Consider the following 17,426-nt stretch of genomic DNA (forward strand, 5'->3'; position numbering starts at 1 on the left):
CGGGCGCGCAGCCGGTGCTCGTCGAGAAACGGCAGCGGGGCGTGATACGCGAACACGGGCCGCGGCGCTTCCGACCCACTGAACGGCCGACTCCAAGCCGGAGTCCTAGATGACTCACCAGGGGATCTACACGAGCCAAGTCGCGAGACCGAGGGTGTAGAGCCCGAGCTATCGCGCAGCGCTGTTGACCCACCATTTCGATCTCCTGCGATGCGGTCATTCGTGGAGCGTGGCGCTCATGATCGCGGGCTTGGCGCTGAGGAGCCCGCTCCAGCCACGGAGTTCGAACCGGTAGGTGTGGCCGATGAGCAGCGAGTCCCCCAGTCGCTTGGTTTCGGCGAGAGACTTCGTCGGTCCTGACGTCACTTGCAACTGCCCGCACTGCCGAGTGGCGATTTCGTAGACCCAGCCCGGGCCGCCCTTGCCGTTCGTCGCGTAATAGTGCCCCTCGGTGATCTGGCACGTCCGGGTGGTTTTGGTGCCCCACCAAATGGAATTGAGGGTGACTGGAACGGTCGGGATTGCAATCATGAGCACCCCCATGAGCGCGAGCAGCACGGACGTGCGACGTGGGAGCTTCTTCAGACTCTGGTCGACCGGCGGATCCTCCGCTGGCGACAGCGGGATGCTGTTCAGGCGATCGCCAAGCCTCTTCGCCAGGGTGTTGCGTGGTGGTTTCGTCGACATCGCCTTCTCCGTAATCGCCGTGGGGTGAATGTGCGTTCCGTCCTCTGGGCCTGAGCCGCCGGAAGCCCGACTTGGAAATCCACTGCGTCATCAGGACGTGGCGCCTCCAGCGACCCCACATCTTGAGGGCGACCGGATCGATCGATCGTGACGCGACAGAGCAGAGCGTGCTCAGATCCACAACCGACCACCCGCGGCCCACCGTCGAAAGTGATCGCTACATGGCCGAGTCACCTCACCGCCGTAGGTACTCCCGCGACCCGTGAACGCGTCCGGCCGACAGGGCACGCTGGCGGCATCAGTGTCCGCACGAGGACATCTGCTCCGACAGCTCGTCGCCACCGCTAATACCCAGCCCTGCTCGCTACCCTGCGCCGATTCACTATGCGCATCAGTTCCTCGACAACGGAATTGCTCCTCGGCTGATGCTTGCCGCGAAGGATTTCGAACGGGCGCAATGAGGAGAGCAGCCTGTCCGATCATCACACTGACAATGGCTGCCGTGCCCACTATCGCCGCGTTCCCGAGCGAACTTCGATTTTGCCAAGAGCCGCGGCCTGATTGGGATAGGAATGCCCGCCAGCTGGTGTCCCTATAGCGGTTCATGGCCGTCGTTCCGGAGGAGGGCGGTGATGGTCTCTGCCGTTGTTTCGGCCCACCTGTAGTCCGCGCTCAGAAAATCGCTTACCAGGTCAGTTACTCGAATGGGAAGCGTGATCTGTCGGCCGCCGATGACGCATTGGGTATACCAAACGGGGAAGGCTCCCGGACCGGACGAGGCTGTCTTGATGGACCTAAACTCGCCGGCCGATATGGCAGTCGTACCTTGATCCCCACGCATCCCGTAGAGAATCCATAGCCCGGCGCACGGGACACAGCAACGACGAAATGCGGGCTGACTCGGGGGCCACGGCCCTCACAGCGCAATGTTGATATCGTCCTCACCGCTCGGCACGTATCGATGCCCCATACGGCGTTGTAGGTCGTCAATGGACCAACCAGCTGCCGAAGCTGAGCTGCACGCTCGTCAGCACCTTTCCTCCAACGGTGTCGGGTGCGAACCGCATGGAAGATGGCAGCGAAAACGATCACCAAGACTGGCGCGGTCACGATCAAGCCTGTCTGAATCATCGGTTGCTACGCCTAACTCATTCGGTTGGCGACTGGTGGCGTCGGGCTGGTCTTCGGGGTGCACCCGGACAGGTACGGCACGCATTCGGGGAGGAGCAGGTTGGGTGGCACACTAATCCGTTGTTGCTTGGCCTTGAAGCCGAGTCCGTCGGTCAGCGTGGCGGGACTGGTCTCGACATACGCGTAGCGGTGCAGCGACTGCGGCTCGGTTCGGAGGCCGCGCCAGGGGTCGGCGCTGGTCCAGGAACCGGTGCCCGGGTCGTACGTGCGGGCGTAGTAGTGGTTCAAGCCCTGAGTGGGATCCGTCTGCTCGCCGGTGAAGTTCGCGGGGGCGGACCAACCGGTGGACTCGAACTGCTGGATTCCCCAGTCGTCGTACGAGGACAGTTCGCTGATCGAACGCCACGGGCGCTGGCGACCGTGGAACCCAGACGGTCCAGGAGATCCCAGGGCGGGCCGTTCATTTTTCAGGTGCCACGCTCAAAGCCTCCTGGAGGGCGCGCACATGTCGATTGACTTCATCTGCCTTAGCAATGTTAAACCAGAGCTGGCCGCTGCTGTGAAAGTAGAGAGGGAGGACCACCTTCTCTCCTGGAGTGCGGATCGTCACTAGGCCCCTGATCTTCGACTGCAGGGCCCCAAGGAGCACTTGTTCCTGATCTACAGCCAGTATGTCTTGGATGGCGACATGCAGAACGGCGCGTGGTTGCCGGAACCCCCTCCATAATGTGATGCCTGCGTGATCGCACACCAACACGCCGACAACGAGACGACGCCGCGTGTTAACTCCCAGCGAGCGAAGCGCGGCAGGGAACTCCGCTTGATCTGCCACACCGAACACCTCGGCATCGGGATAGCGTCGCCTGAAGACCTCGAGCCGGTCTTGGACCTTTGCGCCAACAACTCGCGACCACACGCACCCGATGAGAAAAGCGGGAACAATGGTCGCCATCGCAAGAAAGAACCCCACTACAACCCCTTGGGGATGCCGCTGAGATTGGCCCACGAGAAGCGCCATCTGCCCCAGGATCACCGCTGAAACCGCGGCAAAACCTAAAATCGCAGCTGTCTCGAATGGGCGGCGTCGCCTCGCGCTCATTTTTTCTTCCCCGTATCGCCAAGATTCGTCGCAACCCCACCGGCAAGTCCCGCAGCGCTGAGCGACTTGAGCCAGGTATCGATATCGTTTGCTACCCGGCCTATCCTGCCGATGTTGCCTAGGCCGACCAGGGCGGTTGCTGCGCCGAAGGCGCAGTCCCAACTGATGCCTCCGGACAGACAGCTTATGACCGTCGCACCGAGCCCCGCGATTTCCGCCACGAGTTGGAGCGGCAGCCCAACTATGGCTCCGTAGCCGGTGGCATCCAGCACCAGCCCGAGCGCTCCCGCGGCGACGCTGATCCATGAGAGCCACCCCGCAAGCCCTTGAGCGCCATCTGTCTGGGACCACGCAACCAAGTCGTCCCACCAGTTGTGCCGGTCTTGGACGTCGTTCTGGGAGTTGGGTCCGGCCGCCTCCGGGCTAGACGGCTTCCGCGGTGGTTGCGGGGCGACCGGCGGTTTGGAGCGGTCCGCGACGTTTTCGAATGCCTGAGCTGGTGTAGCTCCGCACCCGAGCGGGAGTGCGTCCGAGTGCGGATTCACCCGAGCGCACATGTTGCCTAGAACGTCGACATACGAGGTGGGGTTGCCTTCCGTGTACGCGTACCGGTGCAGTGATTGAGGCTGCGCAAGCAAGCCGCGCAAGGGGTCGGCGCTGGTCCAGGAACCGGTGCCCGGGTCGTAAGTGCGGGCGTAGTAGTGGTCCAGGCCCTGTGTGGGATCCGTTTGCTCGCCGGTGAAGTTCGCCGGGGCGGACCAGCCGGTGCTCTCGAACTGTTGCGTACCCCAGTCCTCGTACGAGGACAGTTCGCTGATCGAACCGCCGCGGGCGCCGGCGACCGTGGAACCCAGGCGGTCCAGAAGGTCCCAGGTGGCCTCACCGTTCTCGGACACGTGCTCCGCGAGCGCACCGACCGCATCCCGGATCAGCGATGACGTGCCCGCACCGACGGAGCTCGTCTGCACCGGGTTCAGGCCGTCGAAGGTGGTGTGGGATGTGCTGGCGCCGTACTGCGTCTGATCGGTCGTGGACGTGTTGCGCCCCAGTCCGTCGTAACCATACGTGGTGGTGCGGCCCTCCCGGCTGACCTCGGTGGTCTGCCCTGACGGGTTGTAGCCGTACTGCGTGGACACGCCGCCGACGACCTGGTTCACCCGGTTGCCAGCACCGTCGTAGGCATAGGTCGCCACCCCCGCCGCCACCGAGCGGCCCCTGCCCGACGTGCTGGTGAGCGTGAGTTGGTTGGCGTCGTTGAAGGTGGCCTGCTGCGAGAAGTTGCCGTCTTTGGCACCCGAACGGACCCAGCCGACACGGTTGTCCCCGGCGTCGTAATCGTAGGCGTTCTTCTCACCAGTCCGGCTCGTCGAGCCGGTCAGACGGTCCAACGCGTCATAGGCGTAGGCGACTCGGGAGCTTTTCGTCGACGCACGAACTGCGGCCGGAGCACCGGTGGAGGCCAGCCGGTCGGGGCTCGACGCGATCGTCCTGGTCGCACTGGTCACGTTGCCGTCGCCGTCGTAGGCGTAGTGGTACGAGAGCGTGCCTCCGTCCGGTACCGGGTTGGCCGGCGTTGGAAGAGCTCGCCCGCTCAGGTACGGGGCGGTGCGCTCGCACAACGGAGCAGTGCTCGTCGACCGGGCGCGGGCGCCCAGGTAGCCGCCGACGCCCGAACACTTCGCCGCGCCAGCATCACCCGACGCATACGGCGCGAGAGTGGACGTCGGCGTCGGCGCAGCCTCGCCTTCGGGCTGAGGAGTCGTGTGAGTGATCGTGGTGACACGGTCAGCGGCGTCGTAGGCGTAGCCGGTCGAGACACCGGTGGAACGCACCTGGCCGGTCAGGTTTCCCGCCGGGTCCCAGGAGTAGGCGAGGCTGCCCCACGGGGACGACTGAGAGGTTGCCTTGCCTGCCTGATCGTAGGTGTAGCTCAGCTTCTGACCGGTCGGAAGCGTCACGTCGGCCGTCTGCCCGGCCCGATCGTAGACGGTGGCCAGGCGGCCGCCCTGTTGGTCGATCTGGGTGGTTGTCCTGCGATCCTTGTCGTACGTGAATCCGGTCACTCCGCCCGGGTCGGTCACTGCGATGAGCTGCTGATCGGCATCGTACTCGAAGCTGGCGATCGCGCCCGCGGCATCCCGTCGCGTCAGGTCACCGCGCTTGTCGTAGCGGTATGACGTGGTCGCTCCGGTCCCGGCCACAACAGACGCCGTGCGGCTTGCGGCCGTGTAGCCGGTACGCGTGCTGTTGCCTACAGGGTTCGTCTCGCTGGTCGTCCTGCCGAGCGAGTCGACGCTGTAGCGAGTGGTATGGCCGTTCGGATCCGTGACCTCGGTGAGGTTGCCGTCGGAGTCGTAGGCGTAGGCGGTCGTCACATTCGTGTCCCCCGAAGGTTTCGCGCCCTTCTTGTATGCCTCGGTTACTCGGGTGAGCTGCCCCGCCGGGTCGTAGCTGTAGGCGGTCTGATTGCCGTTCGGGCCGGTCATCAATGTCTGCTGACCGGCGAGATCGTACCCGTACGCCGTGATCGCGCCGGTCGGGTCGGTCAGGGACGTCTGGCGACCATCCCCATCGAAGGCGCTTCGGGTGGTGTGGCCGTTGGGGTCGGTCACGCCCGTGCGACGCCCGGCGGCGTCGTAGGCGTACCTCGTCGTATGGCCTGCCGGGTCCGTGGTCGAAGCGACCAGGCCGGTTGCCGTGTAGGCAGTCGTGGTTGTTCGGCCAAGCGGGTCAGTCACCCCGATCCGGTTGCCGGCGGGATCGTACGAAAAGGAGGTGGTCTCACCGAGTGGAGTCGTAGCCGACGTGACTCGGCCCGCACCGTCGTAGGTGTACACCGTCGCGTTACCGTTGCGATTGGTCACCGACGTCAGGTTTCCGTCGACGTCGTAGCCGTAGTCCGTGTGCTTGCCGAGGCCGTCCGTGACCCGCGTCACCCTATCCAGGACGTCATAGCTGTAGCGCGTCGCGACCCCATCGGGGTCGGTCTGGGCCACCAACCGCCCGACCGCGTCGTACCGGTAGCGGGTGACAGCGCCGGTCGCATCCTTCTGACGCCACACGTGGCCGCTGGCGTCGTAGGAGTACTCCGTCGTCGCGCCGCTCGGAGACGTCACCCTGGTGACGTTTCCCACCCCGTCGTACGCGCGCGTCCACTTCCCACCATTCGGGTCGGTGATCGTGGCGACCCTGTCTCGACCGTCTGTCGAGTAGACAGTCTCCGCACCCAGCGGGTTCTTCTCACCGATGAGCGAGTCTTCGGAGTCATAGGCGTACGCGGTCTGCCCACCGGTGGAGCTGGTCATCGCGGTCAGATGGAACAGCGCATCCCAGGTGAACGTGGAGGTCGCTCCTGTCGGGTCTGTCAGGGACGCGATGTGGTCATTGGGCTCGTAGCCGTATGCCGTGATGCCACCGGCCGCGTCCGTCACCCGCGTCACGCGGTCACCGCTGTCCCAGAGGTAGGACGTAGTGCGGCCGTTCGGGTCGGTCGCCGCCGCGATCCGGCCGGCGCTGTCGTAGGCGTAACGTGTCGCGGCCCCGGTGGGATCCGTCACCGTGGTGATGTTGCCCGCGCCGTCGTGCCCGTATGCGGTCGTGGCGCCCGACGGCTGCACGCTCGCCACGAGGTCGCCGCTCGCGTCGTATCGGTTGGCGAGTGTGGTGCCGTCCGGCTGGTGGGTGGCGGTCAGGTGACCGGCTCCGTCGTACTCGTATGCCCAGGTCCGCGATCGCCCCTTCAGGCCGCCTGCGTCTGTCTTCGTCGCGAGGAGTCCCGTCGTCGTGTGGGTGTACTTCACGACCTGACCGCTTGGCGCAGTCTCCGTCAGGATGTTGCCCGACCCGTCGTACGTGTATTTCGTCGTCCGCTTGTTCTCATCGGTCGAGCTCGTGACGTTGTTCTGACCGTCGAAGGCGAAGGCGGCGGTGGTCCCGTCGGGATGTTTCACCTTGGTGATCCGGAACGCCGAGTCATAGAAATACACGCTCGTACGCCCGAGGGTGTCGGTGTAGGTCGTCTGACCGGGGGTCGAGTAGTCCAGGGTGCGGAGCTTCCCCGCCGCATCCCACTGCTTCACGATCCGGCCCGCCGCGTCGTACTGGTTCGCCAGGTACTGAGCTCCCGTTGCATCCGTGGCGGTCAGCAGTTGGTGAGCACCGTCGTAGCTGAACTGGTGGGTGCGGCCGTCCGGCAGCGTGACGGTCGTGAGGTTTCCGGCGGCGTCGTAGGAGAGCCCCCAGCGGTCGCCACCTGGCCGGATGAAACCGGTCACGCGTCCTAGAGCGTCGGCCTCGACCCCGATGACCTGTCCGCCAGGCACCGTGATGGAGGTGAGCGGGACGAACTGGGAGACGCCAGGATCTGCGGCCCCGTAGGTGAGCGTGGTCGTGTTGCCGTTCGGGTCGCTGTGGGACAGCAGCTCGCCGATGCCCTCGATGTCGCCTGCGTCGAAGAGCCAGGACTCCCCCGAGACGTCGCGCAGCAGCAATCGGCCCCCTGGCTGCTCGGAGAGCATCTGGTGGAGGTCCGGCCCTGCCGCGTATCCGCCGTGCCCATCGGAGGTGAAAACGAAGCTCGCGCCGTCGCCGCGCACCACCATCACACTGCCGTCACTGAACCGCTGCGCTCGGGCGCCCAAGCCGAACGACCACCCCGCGCCGACGCGCGACAAGCGGCCGTCCTGAGAGTTGTAGAACAGGGTGAGGTCAGTGGACGAACCGCCCAGGCCTGGCAGGGAGAACAACTTCTCCTGTTCGACGAGGTTTCCGGTCGAGAACGAGAAGGGCTCCCCGCCGTACGTCATGTAGTTCTGAAGTCCGAGCAAGCGCCATCGTGCGATCTCCGCAGCGGACGGCGGTGACGGCCACCCGCCGGTCACCGGGTCGGTGCAGTCGAAGCCCTGCGTCTCCAGCCACTTGCCCACGCCGGTCAGCACCCCGTCGGCGATGTACGAGAAGCCGTTGTCGATCACGGCACGGTCGAGATTGTTGTCCATGAACAGGGCCTCGAGATGCGTCAGAGCCCCTGGGACACCGTCGAACTCGCTGCCCGGAAAGTTGCCGTTGTTCCCCATGTTCTTCGCCGGACGCGTCGTATAGGTGGGGAGATTGCCCACGAGGGAGTCGGAAAGCGCGTCATCGGCCGGTCCGCCTCGCGAGTAGAGCTGGGAACCGCCCAATGACGGGTCGACGCCGCCCCATGAGACGCCATCCAACGTGTTGAATCCGATGCCCAGGGTGGCAACCGGACTGCGTGACGCGGCGATGCCGGCTCGCGTACCGCGGCTGATAAACGACACCGCCGGATTTTCGTTGATGATGTGCACCGTCGCGCGACAGTCCTGCTGCAGCTGTGCGGACACCAGTTGGGCCAGACGGATATTGAAACCCAGCTCGGTGACCGGTGGCGCCGGAGTCGAGACGTGACCCTCGTCGTTGTCCGGATCGAGCACGACCACCGGCCCCGGAGGCGGCACGAACTTCGTGCCGATCACGACGAACTGCGACAGATGAGTCGACTCGCCCACCACAAGCCCTTTCGCGGAGTCGAAGTAGGAGGGCAACGGCACCCATGGGTCGCCCGGCTTCTCCCTGGTGTAGATCTGCAGCGTTTTCAGCTCGAGCCCCTTGGCCTTGACCAGCTCCATGTCAGGCCTGATAGAGAGCGCGACTCCGGGAATGACGTCAGAGACGATCGGTCCCTTTTTGCCACCACCCCTCGTGTGTACGCGCTTCGCTGGGAACTGCGTCTGCTGCTTGCCGTCGGTGTCCTTCGCGGTGATCTGCACGGGAATCGACACGGGCGCACCCCCTCCCGGCTGCTCAGCCTGTGCTGACGTGAGCGCGTCTTCGGGGGCCTCGCCCACGGCGACCGTGAGCTCGCCGGAGACCTCGTTGCCAGAGAAGGTGGCCGTTACGCCGGCGTCGTCCGCCGACACGGTCGAGGTGGCCTCGGGTCGGACCGTCCCTTCAGCTTCGGGAGCCGTCGCTTCCGTCTGGGCTGCGACGCGCGCCTCCGTCACGGTCGCTGCGGCGCGAACCTCGGCGAGCGTCGTGGCCGCGGTTCGCCTCGCGACCTCCCAGGAGGACGCCTCCGCGGGCGTCGCCGTTCCGACGAGCGTCACCGCGCCGATGGCGATCCCGGCGATCAGCCCCCGCAATCTCGTCGTGCGCATCAGGAGGCGTCGCCCACGCTGATAGCAGCCGAGTACAGGTGCCGCCTGCGTGCCAGCACCAGGCCGACGGCAATGAGCGCAGCGGCCAACGCAACGATGAGTCCGATCGCAATGGTCGCACCCGTGCTGGCCAGTCCATCCCGGCCCTTCACGCACGCCGCCAGCTGCACCGCATCGGAGACGCCGTCGCCGTCGTAGTCCTCGTGACCGGTTGCGCACGCCGTCGTGCCGCAGATCACCACGGACGCCCATTCCGGGACGCCGTTCGGGTTGACGTTCGAATTCCCGGTGACGCAGGTGTCGGAGCCGCACGCGATCTTTCGCGCGAAATCGGGGATGGCGTCGCCCACCGAGTCCCGCGTGGGCGACGCGCAGGCGGTCGTCCCGCAGGCGCGCACCTCCACCCAGTCGGGCACGCCGTCGGAGTCGCGATCTTCGCGACCCGTCGCGCAGGTCGCGGTTCCGCACACCACGCGCTCGACGGCGTCCGGCACCGAGTCCCCATCGGCGTCGCACGATGACACGTCCGCAGTGGAGGTGCAGGTGCTGACAGCCGCTTCTGCCGCCGTAGCCCCGGAAACCGGCCCGGCCAGGAGCAGCACGGCTGCCCCGAGGAGCGCGGCGACAATGCCCGCAGCGGCGGACCGCGAAACGACTATGAACCGGTTATGAAAACGTCCCACACCATAACGGACGAGCTAATCGTCCATTCGTGACGCGAAAACGCGAAAACTGGTCCGTCAGGCTCCAAGGAACGGGAGGGCCGCCTGCTTGAAGGCACGCGCGCTGAGCGTCGTGACATGGTTGCGCTTGGGGAGCACGACCAGCTCGGCGCCCAGCAGCCGCGCCGCTTCGTCGGCGCCCTCGGTCACGGGGTCCACCTCGCCGACGACCAGCAAGGTCGGCACCGCGCTGACCAGAGGGAGGGGATGCGCGGCCATACCCCCCGCGCACGCGGCCAGGGCCTCGCGATCCACGCCGGGCGCTCGGCGGAGGGAGGCGAGCAGCGGTGCCAGCGGGCTGGCCGCATCCAGCGCGGTCGCGTCGTCACGGAGTGCGGCCTGCACGGCGGAGACGCCCCAGTGCCCGAACTGCTCGACCGTCCCGATACCGCCGACGACGAGGCGCCGCACGCGCCGCGCCGCGAGGGCGACCAGCGCGAGGGCCACCCAGCTCCCCATCGAGTAGCCCATCACGTCCACGCGCTCGACGCCCTGCTCGTCGAGGACCGTCAGGAGGTCAGCGGCGAGGAGGTCGGGCGAGTAGGCGTCCGGGTCATGCGGTGAGTCGCTGCCGCCGTGCCCGCGGAGGTCGGGGACGATGGCGCCGCGACCCACCTCGGCGAGCGCGGCCACCCATCCCGTCGACTCCCAGGTGAGCGCACCCGTTGACGCGAAACCGTGAACGAGGAGCACCGGATCGGCGCCGGGGTGCCGGTCGACGTGCAGACGGGTCATGACGTCACTCTCGCCCACAGCGGACTTCCGGGCAAGCCGGACTCCTGGTCAAGCCGGAGTCCCGGGCAAACCACGCGTCAGGAGGAGACCTCCGCCCGCTCGACGTTGGACCGGTCGCGCCAGAGCTTCGACGGCCACCAGATCGCCCGCCCGATGTCGTACGAGGCGGCCGGCACCAGCAACGAGCGCACCAGCACCGTGTCGAGCAGCACCCCGAACGCCACGATGAAGGCGATCTGCACGAGGAACAGGATCGGGATGACGGCGAGCGCCGCGAACGTGGCCGCCAGCACCACCCCTGCCGAGGTGATGACGCTGCCCGTCAGCCCAAGCCCACGAAGGATGCCGGGGCGCGTCCCGAGGAGCAGCGACTCCTCTCGAACGCGCGTCATCAGGAAGATGTTGTAGTCCACCCCGAGGGCTACCAGGAAGACGAACCCGAACAGCGGCACCGCCGCATCCGCCCCCGGGAACCCGAACGCATGGTTGAAGACCAGCGCCGACACCCCCAAAGCGGCCGCGTACGAGAGCACCACGCTGCCGATCAGGAGCACCGGAGCGAGGATCGACCGCAGGAGCAGCATGAGGATGATCAGGATCACGGCCAGCACGATGGGGATGATCTTGGCGAGGTCGCTCTGCGCCGTCTCGTTGGTGTCCAGCGCGATGGCGGTGACGCCGCCCACCAGCACCGAGCCGTCTGTCGCGAGCGAGCCGCGCAGTTCTTTCACCACGGCCTCCGCAGCGGCCGAGTCGGGCTCAGCGACCAAGGTCGCCTGGATGAGGACGTGCCCGTCCTTGGCGACCGGCTGCGCCGCTGTCCCCGGCTGAGGACGGCCACCCCCGGTGTAGAAGGCGGCCGAGGCGATGCCGTCCGTCTTCTCGGTCGCGGCGAGCACCGCATCCCCGTCCGATTGTGGTGCCACGATCAGCACCGGCGAGCCGGACCCTGCGTCGAAATGCTTCGCGACGACCGCCTGCCCGTCGACGGCGTCGGACGGGGAGAGGATCACGTCGGTCTGCTGCACACCGTTCGCTTTGAGCTGGGTGAGCCCCAGGGCGCAGGCCGCCAGCAGGACGAAGGACACGATCCAGGTGACCCGCGGCCGGCGCGCGATCAGGCCGCCGACCCGCCTCCACAGCCCGTGGACGCCCTCAAGGCCTGCGAGCGTCACTCCCTCGTCGTGCTTCTGGGGGCGGCCACCGAGCACCGGCCGGAACGGCCAGAAGGACGCACGACCGAAGATCGCGAGCAGCGCCGGGAGGAAGGTGAGCGCGGAGAACAGCGAGAACACGATGCCGATGGCGGCGATCGGCCCGAGGCTCCTGTTGGAGTTGAGATCCGAGAACAGTAGGCACAGCAACGCCAGGATGACGGTCGTGCCCGACGCGACGATCGGCTCGAACGCCGCCTTCCACGCACGCAGGATGGCGACCCAGCGCGACGGCTCCTGTTCGAGCGCCTCCCGATAGCGGGCGACGAGAAGCAGCGAGTAGTCGGTCGCCGCTCCGATGACGAGGATCGACAGGATGCCCTGGCTCTGACCGGACAGCGTGATCCAACCCCAGAGCGCGAACAGGTACACGATGAGGATTGCCGCGCAGAGCGCGAAGATCGACGTGAACAGCACCAGGAAGGGCAGAAGCAGGGCTCGGTAGACGAGCAGCAGGATGACGAAGACGGCCGCGACCGCCACCAGCAGCAGGATGCCGTCGATGCCTCCGAACGCGTTCACCAGGTCGGCGGTGAGCCCGGCCGGACCGGTGACCCAGACCTGGGTGCCCTCAGGGACCGTCTGCGCCGCCACGGCGCGGAGGTCGGCGACCACCGTCTTCACTCCGTTCGCGTCGGACACCGGAACGATGTACTGAACCGCGTGGCCGTCCTTCGACGGGATCGGGCCGGCCACGCTCGTGGTCTCACCCTCCGCGGGCGTCTGGACGCCCTCGACCTGGCCGAGCTTCGTTCCGAGGTGGGCGTAGGTCGTCGCCAGCTCGCTCTTCGGGATCGTCTCCGCAGCTTCCACGACGACGATCGCCGGTATGGACCCCGAGTCGGTGAAGCGCTTCTGCCACGCCTGCACCTCGGTCGACTCGGCGCTGGCCGGGAGGAAGGAGGCCTGGTCGTTGCTGGATACCGCGGAGAGCTTGCCGAAAGTCGGGCCGCCGATGCCCGCGAGCGCCAGCCAGATCAGGATGAGGGCGGTCGGTACCACGATGCGCAGCCAGCGGGCCGGCACACGGCCGGGGACATCCTTCGACACTTCGCCTCCTGATTACTAGATGAGCTAGCAATTAGGGTAGCGCGAACCAGCGCGCCCGTCCACGCGGGAGCGCGCACCCCTCAGCCGACGAGTTCGGCTCCCGCGCGAGCGAGCTCCATGAGCGCCGCCTCCGACGTCGTCGGCGCGACCCCGGCGACGAGGGAGGTCAGCACCCGGACGCGCTGACCGTGCGCCAGCGCATCCAGAGCCGAGGCCCGCACGCAGTAGTCGGTCGCGATGCCTGCGACGTCGACGGTGTGCACGCCATGCTGCTCGAGGATGTCGTGCACCGACTCCCCCGCCTCGGTGCGCCCCTCGAACAACGAGTACGCCGGCACACCCTGCCCCTTGCGGACGTGGGCGGTCACCCGAGAAGTATCGAAGGCGGGGTGATAGTCGGCCCCTGCGGTGCCGGCGACGCAATGCGGCGGCCAGGTGTTCTCGAAGTCGGGCTCGCCCTCGATCGCGAAGTGTCCGCCGTTGTCGTTGTCTCCGTCGTGCCAGTCGCGACTCGCGATGATGACGGTGTACTCGTCGGCGTGCTCTCGCAGGTGGTCTGTGATGCGCTGGGCGACCGCGGCGCCTCCGGCAACGCCGAGCGCGCCTCCCTCGGTGAAATCGTTCTGAACGTCCACGATGAAGAGCGCCTTACCCATTCCGTCCTCCCGGGATCGGTGGCCGGCCGGCCCTGTGCGGCTCAGCCGTTGGAGAGGTTGTCCCCGCAGTTGTAGAAGCCGGCCACCAGACTGTCGATCGCCTGCTTGGCGTTGTCGCCGACGTTCCCCAGCGCGAACACCGCGAAGGTCAGCGGCGTGCCGTCGGCGGCGTTCACGATGCCCGACAGGGTGTAACCGTGGTCGATCCACCCGGTCTTCGCGAAGACAGCGCCCCGCGCCACCGCACTCGACCCGGTGAACCGGTTGTAGCCCGGGCCGAGCGTTCCCGACTTGCCTGCGACGGGAAGGCCGTCGTAGACGACACCGAGGCCGTTCTGACGGTTCAGCACCTTGATGAACAGCTGCGTGAGGTACGACGGCGGCACCGCATTGTCGCCGCTCAGGCCCGAACCGTCGGCGATGTGGATGCCGGAGGTGTCGATCCCGTAGCCCTTGAGCCCCGCGAGGACACCGGAGTTGAGGGCGTCGAACGTGTTGCCTGCGCCGTTCTTGATGGCGACGAGGCGGGCGAGCTCCTCCATGATCGTGTTGTCGGAGACCCGCATGGCCTGATCGATCAGCGTGGTGACCGGCTGCGACTGGACGACGCCGAGCTGGCGTGCCCCCGCCGGCGCAGCGCCCTGACTCACCCCGACACTGGTTCCCAGGTACTGCTGGAAGTACTGGACGGCGCGTGCCACCGGGTCTGTACTGCGCGGCGACTCCACCGCGGTCGGGTCGTCACGGTCGCCGTCCACCATCAGGGCCGACATGTACGGTGTCGATCCCTCGACGACGCGCTCCTCGTGCTCATCCCAGCTCGGCTGCCAGAACGGCGCGCCGAAGAGCGAGGCGTCGACGACGATGGAGGTGATCGGCTGACCGCCCATCGCCTGCTTCACCTGGTTCGCGAGGTCCTGGATCTTCGGGGCCCCCGTATAGAAGGACGCCTGGCCGTCCGGCAGGCGCGAGAGCGTCACATCCCCGCCGCCGACGATGACGACTTGACCGGGCGTGCTGCCCGCGACGACCGTGGTCGAGACGCGGTAGTCCGGGCCGAGCGTCGCGAGCGCGGCCGCCGACGTGAGGGTCTTCAGAACGGAGGCCGTCGGCCCCGGCTTCCCGCCGTTCCGGTCGAACAATGTCTGGCCCGTCTTCGCATTGACGACCTGCGCCTCCAGCGTGCCGAGCCGGCCGTCGGCCGCGAGGCCGGCGACCGAGCAGGTCCGGACGCGGGTTGCGGCGGGCTGGTTCGCGGGGACCGGGCGGCCCGGGTCGACTGTCGGGGTCGGGGTCGGCGTCGCTGTGCGGCTGGGCGTCGGCGTGGTGGCGAGGGATGCGACCCCCGCTGCGGCCGCCGGACCTCCGACGGTCGCCCCGAGGGCGACGCTCCCGGTGCCCAGGAGCACGAAGACGACGGCGGCCGCTCCGGCCATCCACGCCTTCGGGTGCTTCCGGATGGCGGCCATGACGCCGGCCGCGATGCCGTCCCTTTTCGCGCGGACAGCCGCCCGCCGGCCGGACCCTGTGGTCGTCGGCGGTTCCGAGGCGACCGAGGGGTCGGCGATCGGGGAGGATGGGGTCGAGGGGGTGGACGGGTCGGGCCCGGTGTCCGGCTGGTCCGATTCGTGCATCCGGGTATGCTACCTGGGCTTTCTGAATGCTGCTACGAGAGAAACGGAACCATCCGGCCGGGTCCGGACACTAGTGGGTATGAGCATGGATGGATTCGATGAGGCTGCGGCCTGGTCGGCGGCACGCGGCGGGGACGGCCCCGCCTTCGCGTCGCTGTTCGACCGGCACCGCGACCGCGTCTTCGGGCACGCTCTCCGCCTGTTGCGGGAGAGGCACGACGCCGAGGACGTGACCGCAGTGGTCTTCCTGGAGGCGTGGCGCAAGCGCGAGTCCGTCCGCCTGGTCGACGGGTCCATCATCGGCTGGCTGCTGGTCACCACCAACTACGCGGTGCGCAACCACACCCGCGGCCTGCGTCGCTATCGCGCCGCGCTGATGAAGCTGCCCGCGCCGGCGCCGCAGGACGACCACGCGCCGGCCGTCGACGAGACGCTCGACGGGGCCGGCCGCGACCGTCAGGTGCGCGAGGCGTTCGACAGCCTGAGCAAGCGCGACCAGGACGTGATCACCCTCTGCATCCTGGAAGAGCTCACCACCGCTCAGGCGGCTGAGGCACTCGGCGTCCCCGAGGGGACGGTCAAGTCGCGCCTCTCCCGCGCACGGAAACGCCTCAGCGAACTCGCCTCACCGCTCGCCACCGCACCCGACACCGGCCCAGACACCACGATCCTCGAAGGAGGTGCACGATGAGCACCACAGGATTCACCCCGGAGCGCAGCGCCGCCATCCGCCAACTGCTGATCGACACCGTCGCTGACGAACCCCGCCGGCGGAGGCACCTTCAGATCCTCCTCACCAGCCTGCTCTCCAGCGTCGCGATCGTCCTCGCCGGCGGCACGGCCGCCCTCGCGCTCACCGGCATCATCCACTTCGGCGGGGACGAGACGCCGCCCGCACCGGTGCCGACGCCGACCCAGACTGTGACGCCGACCCCCACTCCGACGCCGACACCGACCCCGACACCGCGACGGATCGAGGTACAGTCCAGCCCTATCGCACCGCGGGACGTGCTGACGCTGCCGGCCCACCCGTCCTGGAGCCTCGATCTCCCCGGTTCCGGCGATCCCTGCGAGCAGCAGACGGCGATCAACATCGCCGATGGTCTGGCGCTGTTCCAGACGGGCGCGGTCGAAGTCGGCGATGGGGGCGACTGCGACGCCTACCACCAGAATGTCTCCCTGACGCTCGTCGACACCAACAGCGGGACCAAGCTCTGGACCCGCAGCTGGTCGTGGGTCCCGACGTCGGCCAACCCAGCGGGCGGGACCCTCGTGTTGACCACTGTGCTGGGGACGTCTGGCCATGTTCTCGTGTTCGACACAGGTTGGACGGGCGGCCCACACGAGGTACTTCAGCTAGCCGACGGCTCAGTCCTCGGATCGGTTGATTTTCCGCAGAAGGCCGCTTCTCAATTATTGGTGGCTGTCGCGGGCGACGGGGGCGACATCCTCTACACGACCAATGACTCCGTCGTACGCGCCGACCCGCTCGACATTGCGCATCCGCGCTGGACCACGCGGGTTCCCGGAACGGCCGCATTCGTGGTTCCCGGCGGAGACGCCGACTCCAGCCGGGTACAGATCTCGTATGCAGCGGCGGGTGCAGTGGGATTGTCGGGTGCCACGCTGAATGTGTCCACGGGCGAGTTGGCGCTGGATGGTGTGTCCTCGTACGTGTATCTGCCCGGAATCGATGTTCGCTCCACGACCGCGGCCGATGGGGGGACGACGCTGACGGCGTTCAACTCCTCGGACGACACCCGCGCCTGGACGCGTGATTTCTCACCCGGAGTGCACGTCCAGCAGGTGTTCGACGCGGAAGGGGTCCCGGGTGAAAACGCCGGTGTCCCCCATTCAGCCGGCTATTTCGCGGCGGTCTCGCGTGCAGCGATGACCCTGATAGATGCGGCCACCGGTAGAGACGTGTGGACGAGCGACTCCGGGACGTGCGCGCTGCCCGCCCTGGGACAGTACGCCTCGAACATCATTCTGGATGCGCGGCGCGGCACCATCATGGTTGCCGGCGGCGGAAAGCTCTGCCGGCTCGATGCCCAGACGGGCGCAGACCTGCCGGCATTCAGCTATCCGGTGCAGCGCACGGGCGCGCCGATCTTCGGCGGCGATGTCCTCTACGCGTACGGATATTGGGATGTCCCAGGCATCCAGGAAGCATTCGACCTGGCGACAGGCGACAGCGTGTGGAGCCGGCCGACCGTCGCCGGCGAAATGGTGCAGTTCGTCGGCGGGGTCCTGGTGCGCCAGGTTGGCAACCACGTCGAGTCGATCGGCTGATCAGGCCCGGGGGAAAAAGGGTGAGGGGAC

11 protein-coding genes are annotated in these 17,426 nt (G+C 67.3%); 2 read left to right on the forward strand and 9 right to left on the reverse strand.

The window, feature by feature from the left end; all coding sequences use genetic code 11:
• Positions 1 to 216 precede the first annotated feature (216 nt).
• The 9 genes from AB4079_RS16800 to AB4079_RS16840 all read right to left on the reverse strand — a co-directional run bounded on the left by AB4079_RS16800 (position 217) and on the right by AB4079_RS16840 (position 15,104).
• The gene (locus tag AB4079_RS16800) at positions 217 to 687 is read right to left on the reverse strand and encodes a hypothetical protein (protein WP_441788464.1); all 471 of its coding nucleotides are present in this window, start codon (positions 685 to 687) and stop codon (positions 217 to 219) included.
• A gap of 1,143 nt (positions 688 to 1,830) precedes the next feature.
• Positions 1,831 to 2,289, reverse strand: coding sequence for an RHS repeat-associated core domain-containing protein (locus tag AB4079_RS16805; RefSeq protein ID WP_441788571.1), 459 nt, complete (start codon positions 2,287 to 2,289; stop codon positions 1,831 to 1,833).
• The gene (locus AB4079_RS16810; RefSeq protein WP_441788465.1) at positions 2,279 to 2,917 is read right to left on the reverse strand and encodes a hypothetical protein; all 639 of its coding nucleotides are present in this window, start codon (positions 2,915 to 2,917) and stop codon (positions 2,279 to 2,281) included. Before AB4079_RS16810 ends, AB4079_RS16805 begins: the two co-directional genes overlap by 11 nt.
• Positions 2,914 to 9,093 (reverse strand): RHS repeat-associated core domain-containing protein, encoded by a 6,180-nt coding sequence (locus AB4079_RS16815; protein WP_441788466.1) that lies wholly within the window; start codon positions 9,091 to 9,093, stop codon positions 2,914 to 2,916. Before AB4079_RS16815 ends, AB4079_RS16810 begins: the two co-directional genes overlap by 4 nt.
• Positions 9,093 to 9,617 (reverse strand): hypothetical protein, encoded by a 525-nt coding sequence (locus AB4079_RS16820; protein WP_441788467.1) that lies wholly within the window; start codon positions 9,615 to 9,617, stop codon positions 9,093 to 9,095. The genes AB4079_RS16815 and AB4079_RS16820 overlap by 1 nt, the downstream gene beginning before the upstream one ends.
• 216 nt (positions 9,618 to 9,833) lie before the next feature.
• Positions 9,834 to 10,550, reverse strand: a complete 717-nt coding sequence (locus tag AB4079_RS16825) for an alpha/beta fold hydrolase (RefSeq protein ID WP_441788468.1) — start codon at positions 10,548 to 10,550, stop codon at positions 9,834 to 9,836.
• A gap of 77 nt (positions 10,551 to 10,627) precedes the next feature.
• On the reverse strand, positions 10,628 to 12,814 hold the full coding sequence (locus AB4079_RS16830) for an MMPL family transporter (protein WP_441788469.1): 2,187 nt from the start codon (positions 12,812 to 12,814) through the stop codon (positions 10,628 to 10,630).
• An 80-nt stretch (positions 12,815 to 12,894) separates the two neighbouring features.
• Entirely contained in the window at positions 12,895 to 13,470 is a 576-nt protein-coding gene (locus tag AB4079_RS16835) for an isochorismatase family protein (protein ID WP_441788470.1), read from the reverse strand.
• 41 nt (positions 13,471 to 13,511) lie between these two features.
• Positions 13,512 to 15,104 carry a D-alanyl-D-alanine carboxypeptidase/D-alanyl-D-alanine-endopeptidase gene (locus AB4079_RS16840; RefSeq protein WP_441788471.1) on the reverse strand — a complete coding sequence of 531 codons (1,593 nt, stop codon included), beginning with the start codon at positions 15,102 to 15,104 and terminating at the stop codon, positions 13,512 to 13,514.
• Positions 15,105 to 15,183: 79 nt separating this feature from the next.
• On the opposite strand from AB4079_RS16840, the gene AB4079_RS16845 reads away from it, so the two are divergent.
• Together AB4079_RS16845 and AB4079_RS16850 are read left to right on the forward strand one after the other, a co-directional pair.
• Positions 15,184 to 15,795 carry an RNA polymerase sigma factor gene (locus AB4079_RS16845; RefSeq protein ID WP_441788472.1) on the forward strand — a complete coding sequence of 204 codons (612 nt, stop codon included), beginning with the start codon at positions 15,184 to 15,186 and terminating at the stop codon, positions 15,793 to 15,795.
• Positions 15,792 to 17,396 carry an outer membrane protein assembly factor BamB family protein gene (locus AB4079_RS16850; RefSeq protein ID WP_441788473.1) on the forward strand — a complete coding sequence of 535 codons (1,605 nt, stop codon included), beginning with the start codon at positions 15,792 to 15,794 and terminating at the stop codon, positions 17,394 to 17,396. The genes AB4079_RS16845 and AB4079_RS16850 overlap by 4 nt, the downstream gene beginning before the upstream one ends.
• Positions 17,397 to 17,426: the final 30 nt, after the last annotated feature.

The organism is Leifsonia sp. 2MCAF36 (assembly GCF_052115525.1).
GTDB lineage: Bacteria > Actinomycetota > Actinomycetes > Actinomycetales > Microbacteriaceae > Leifsonia.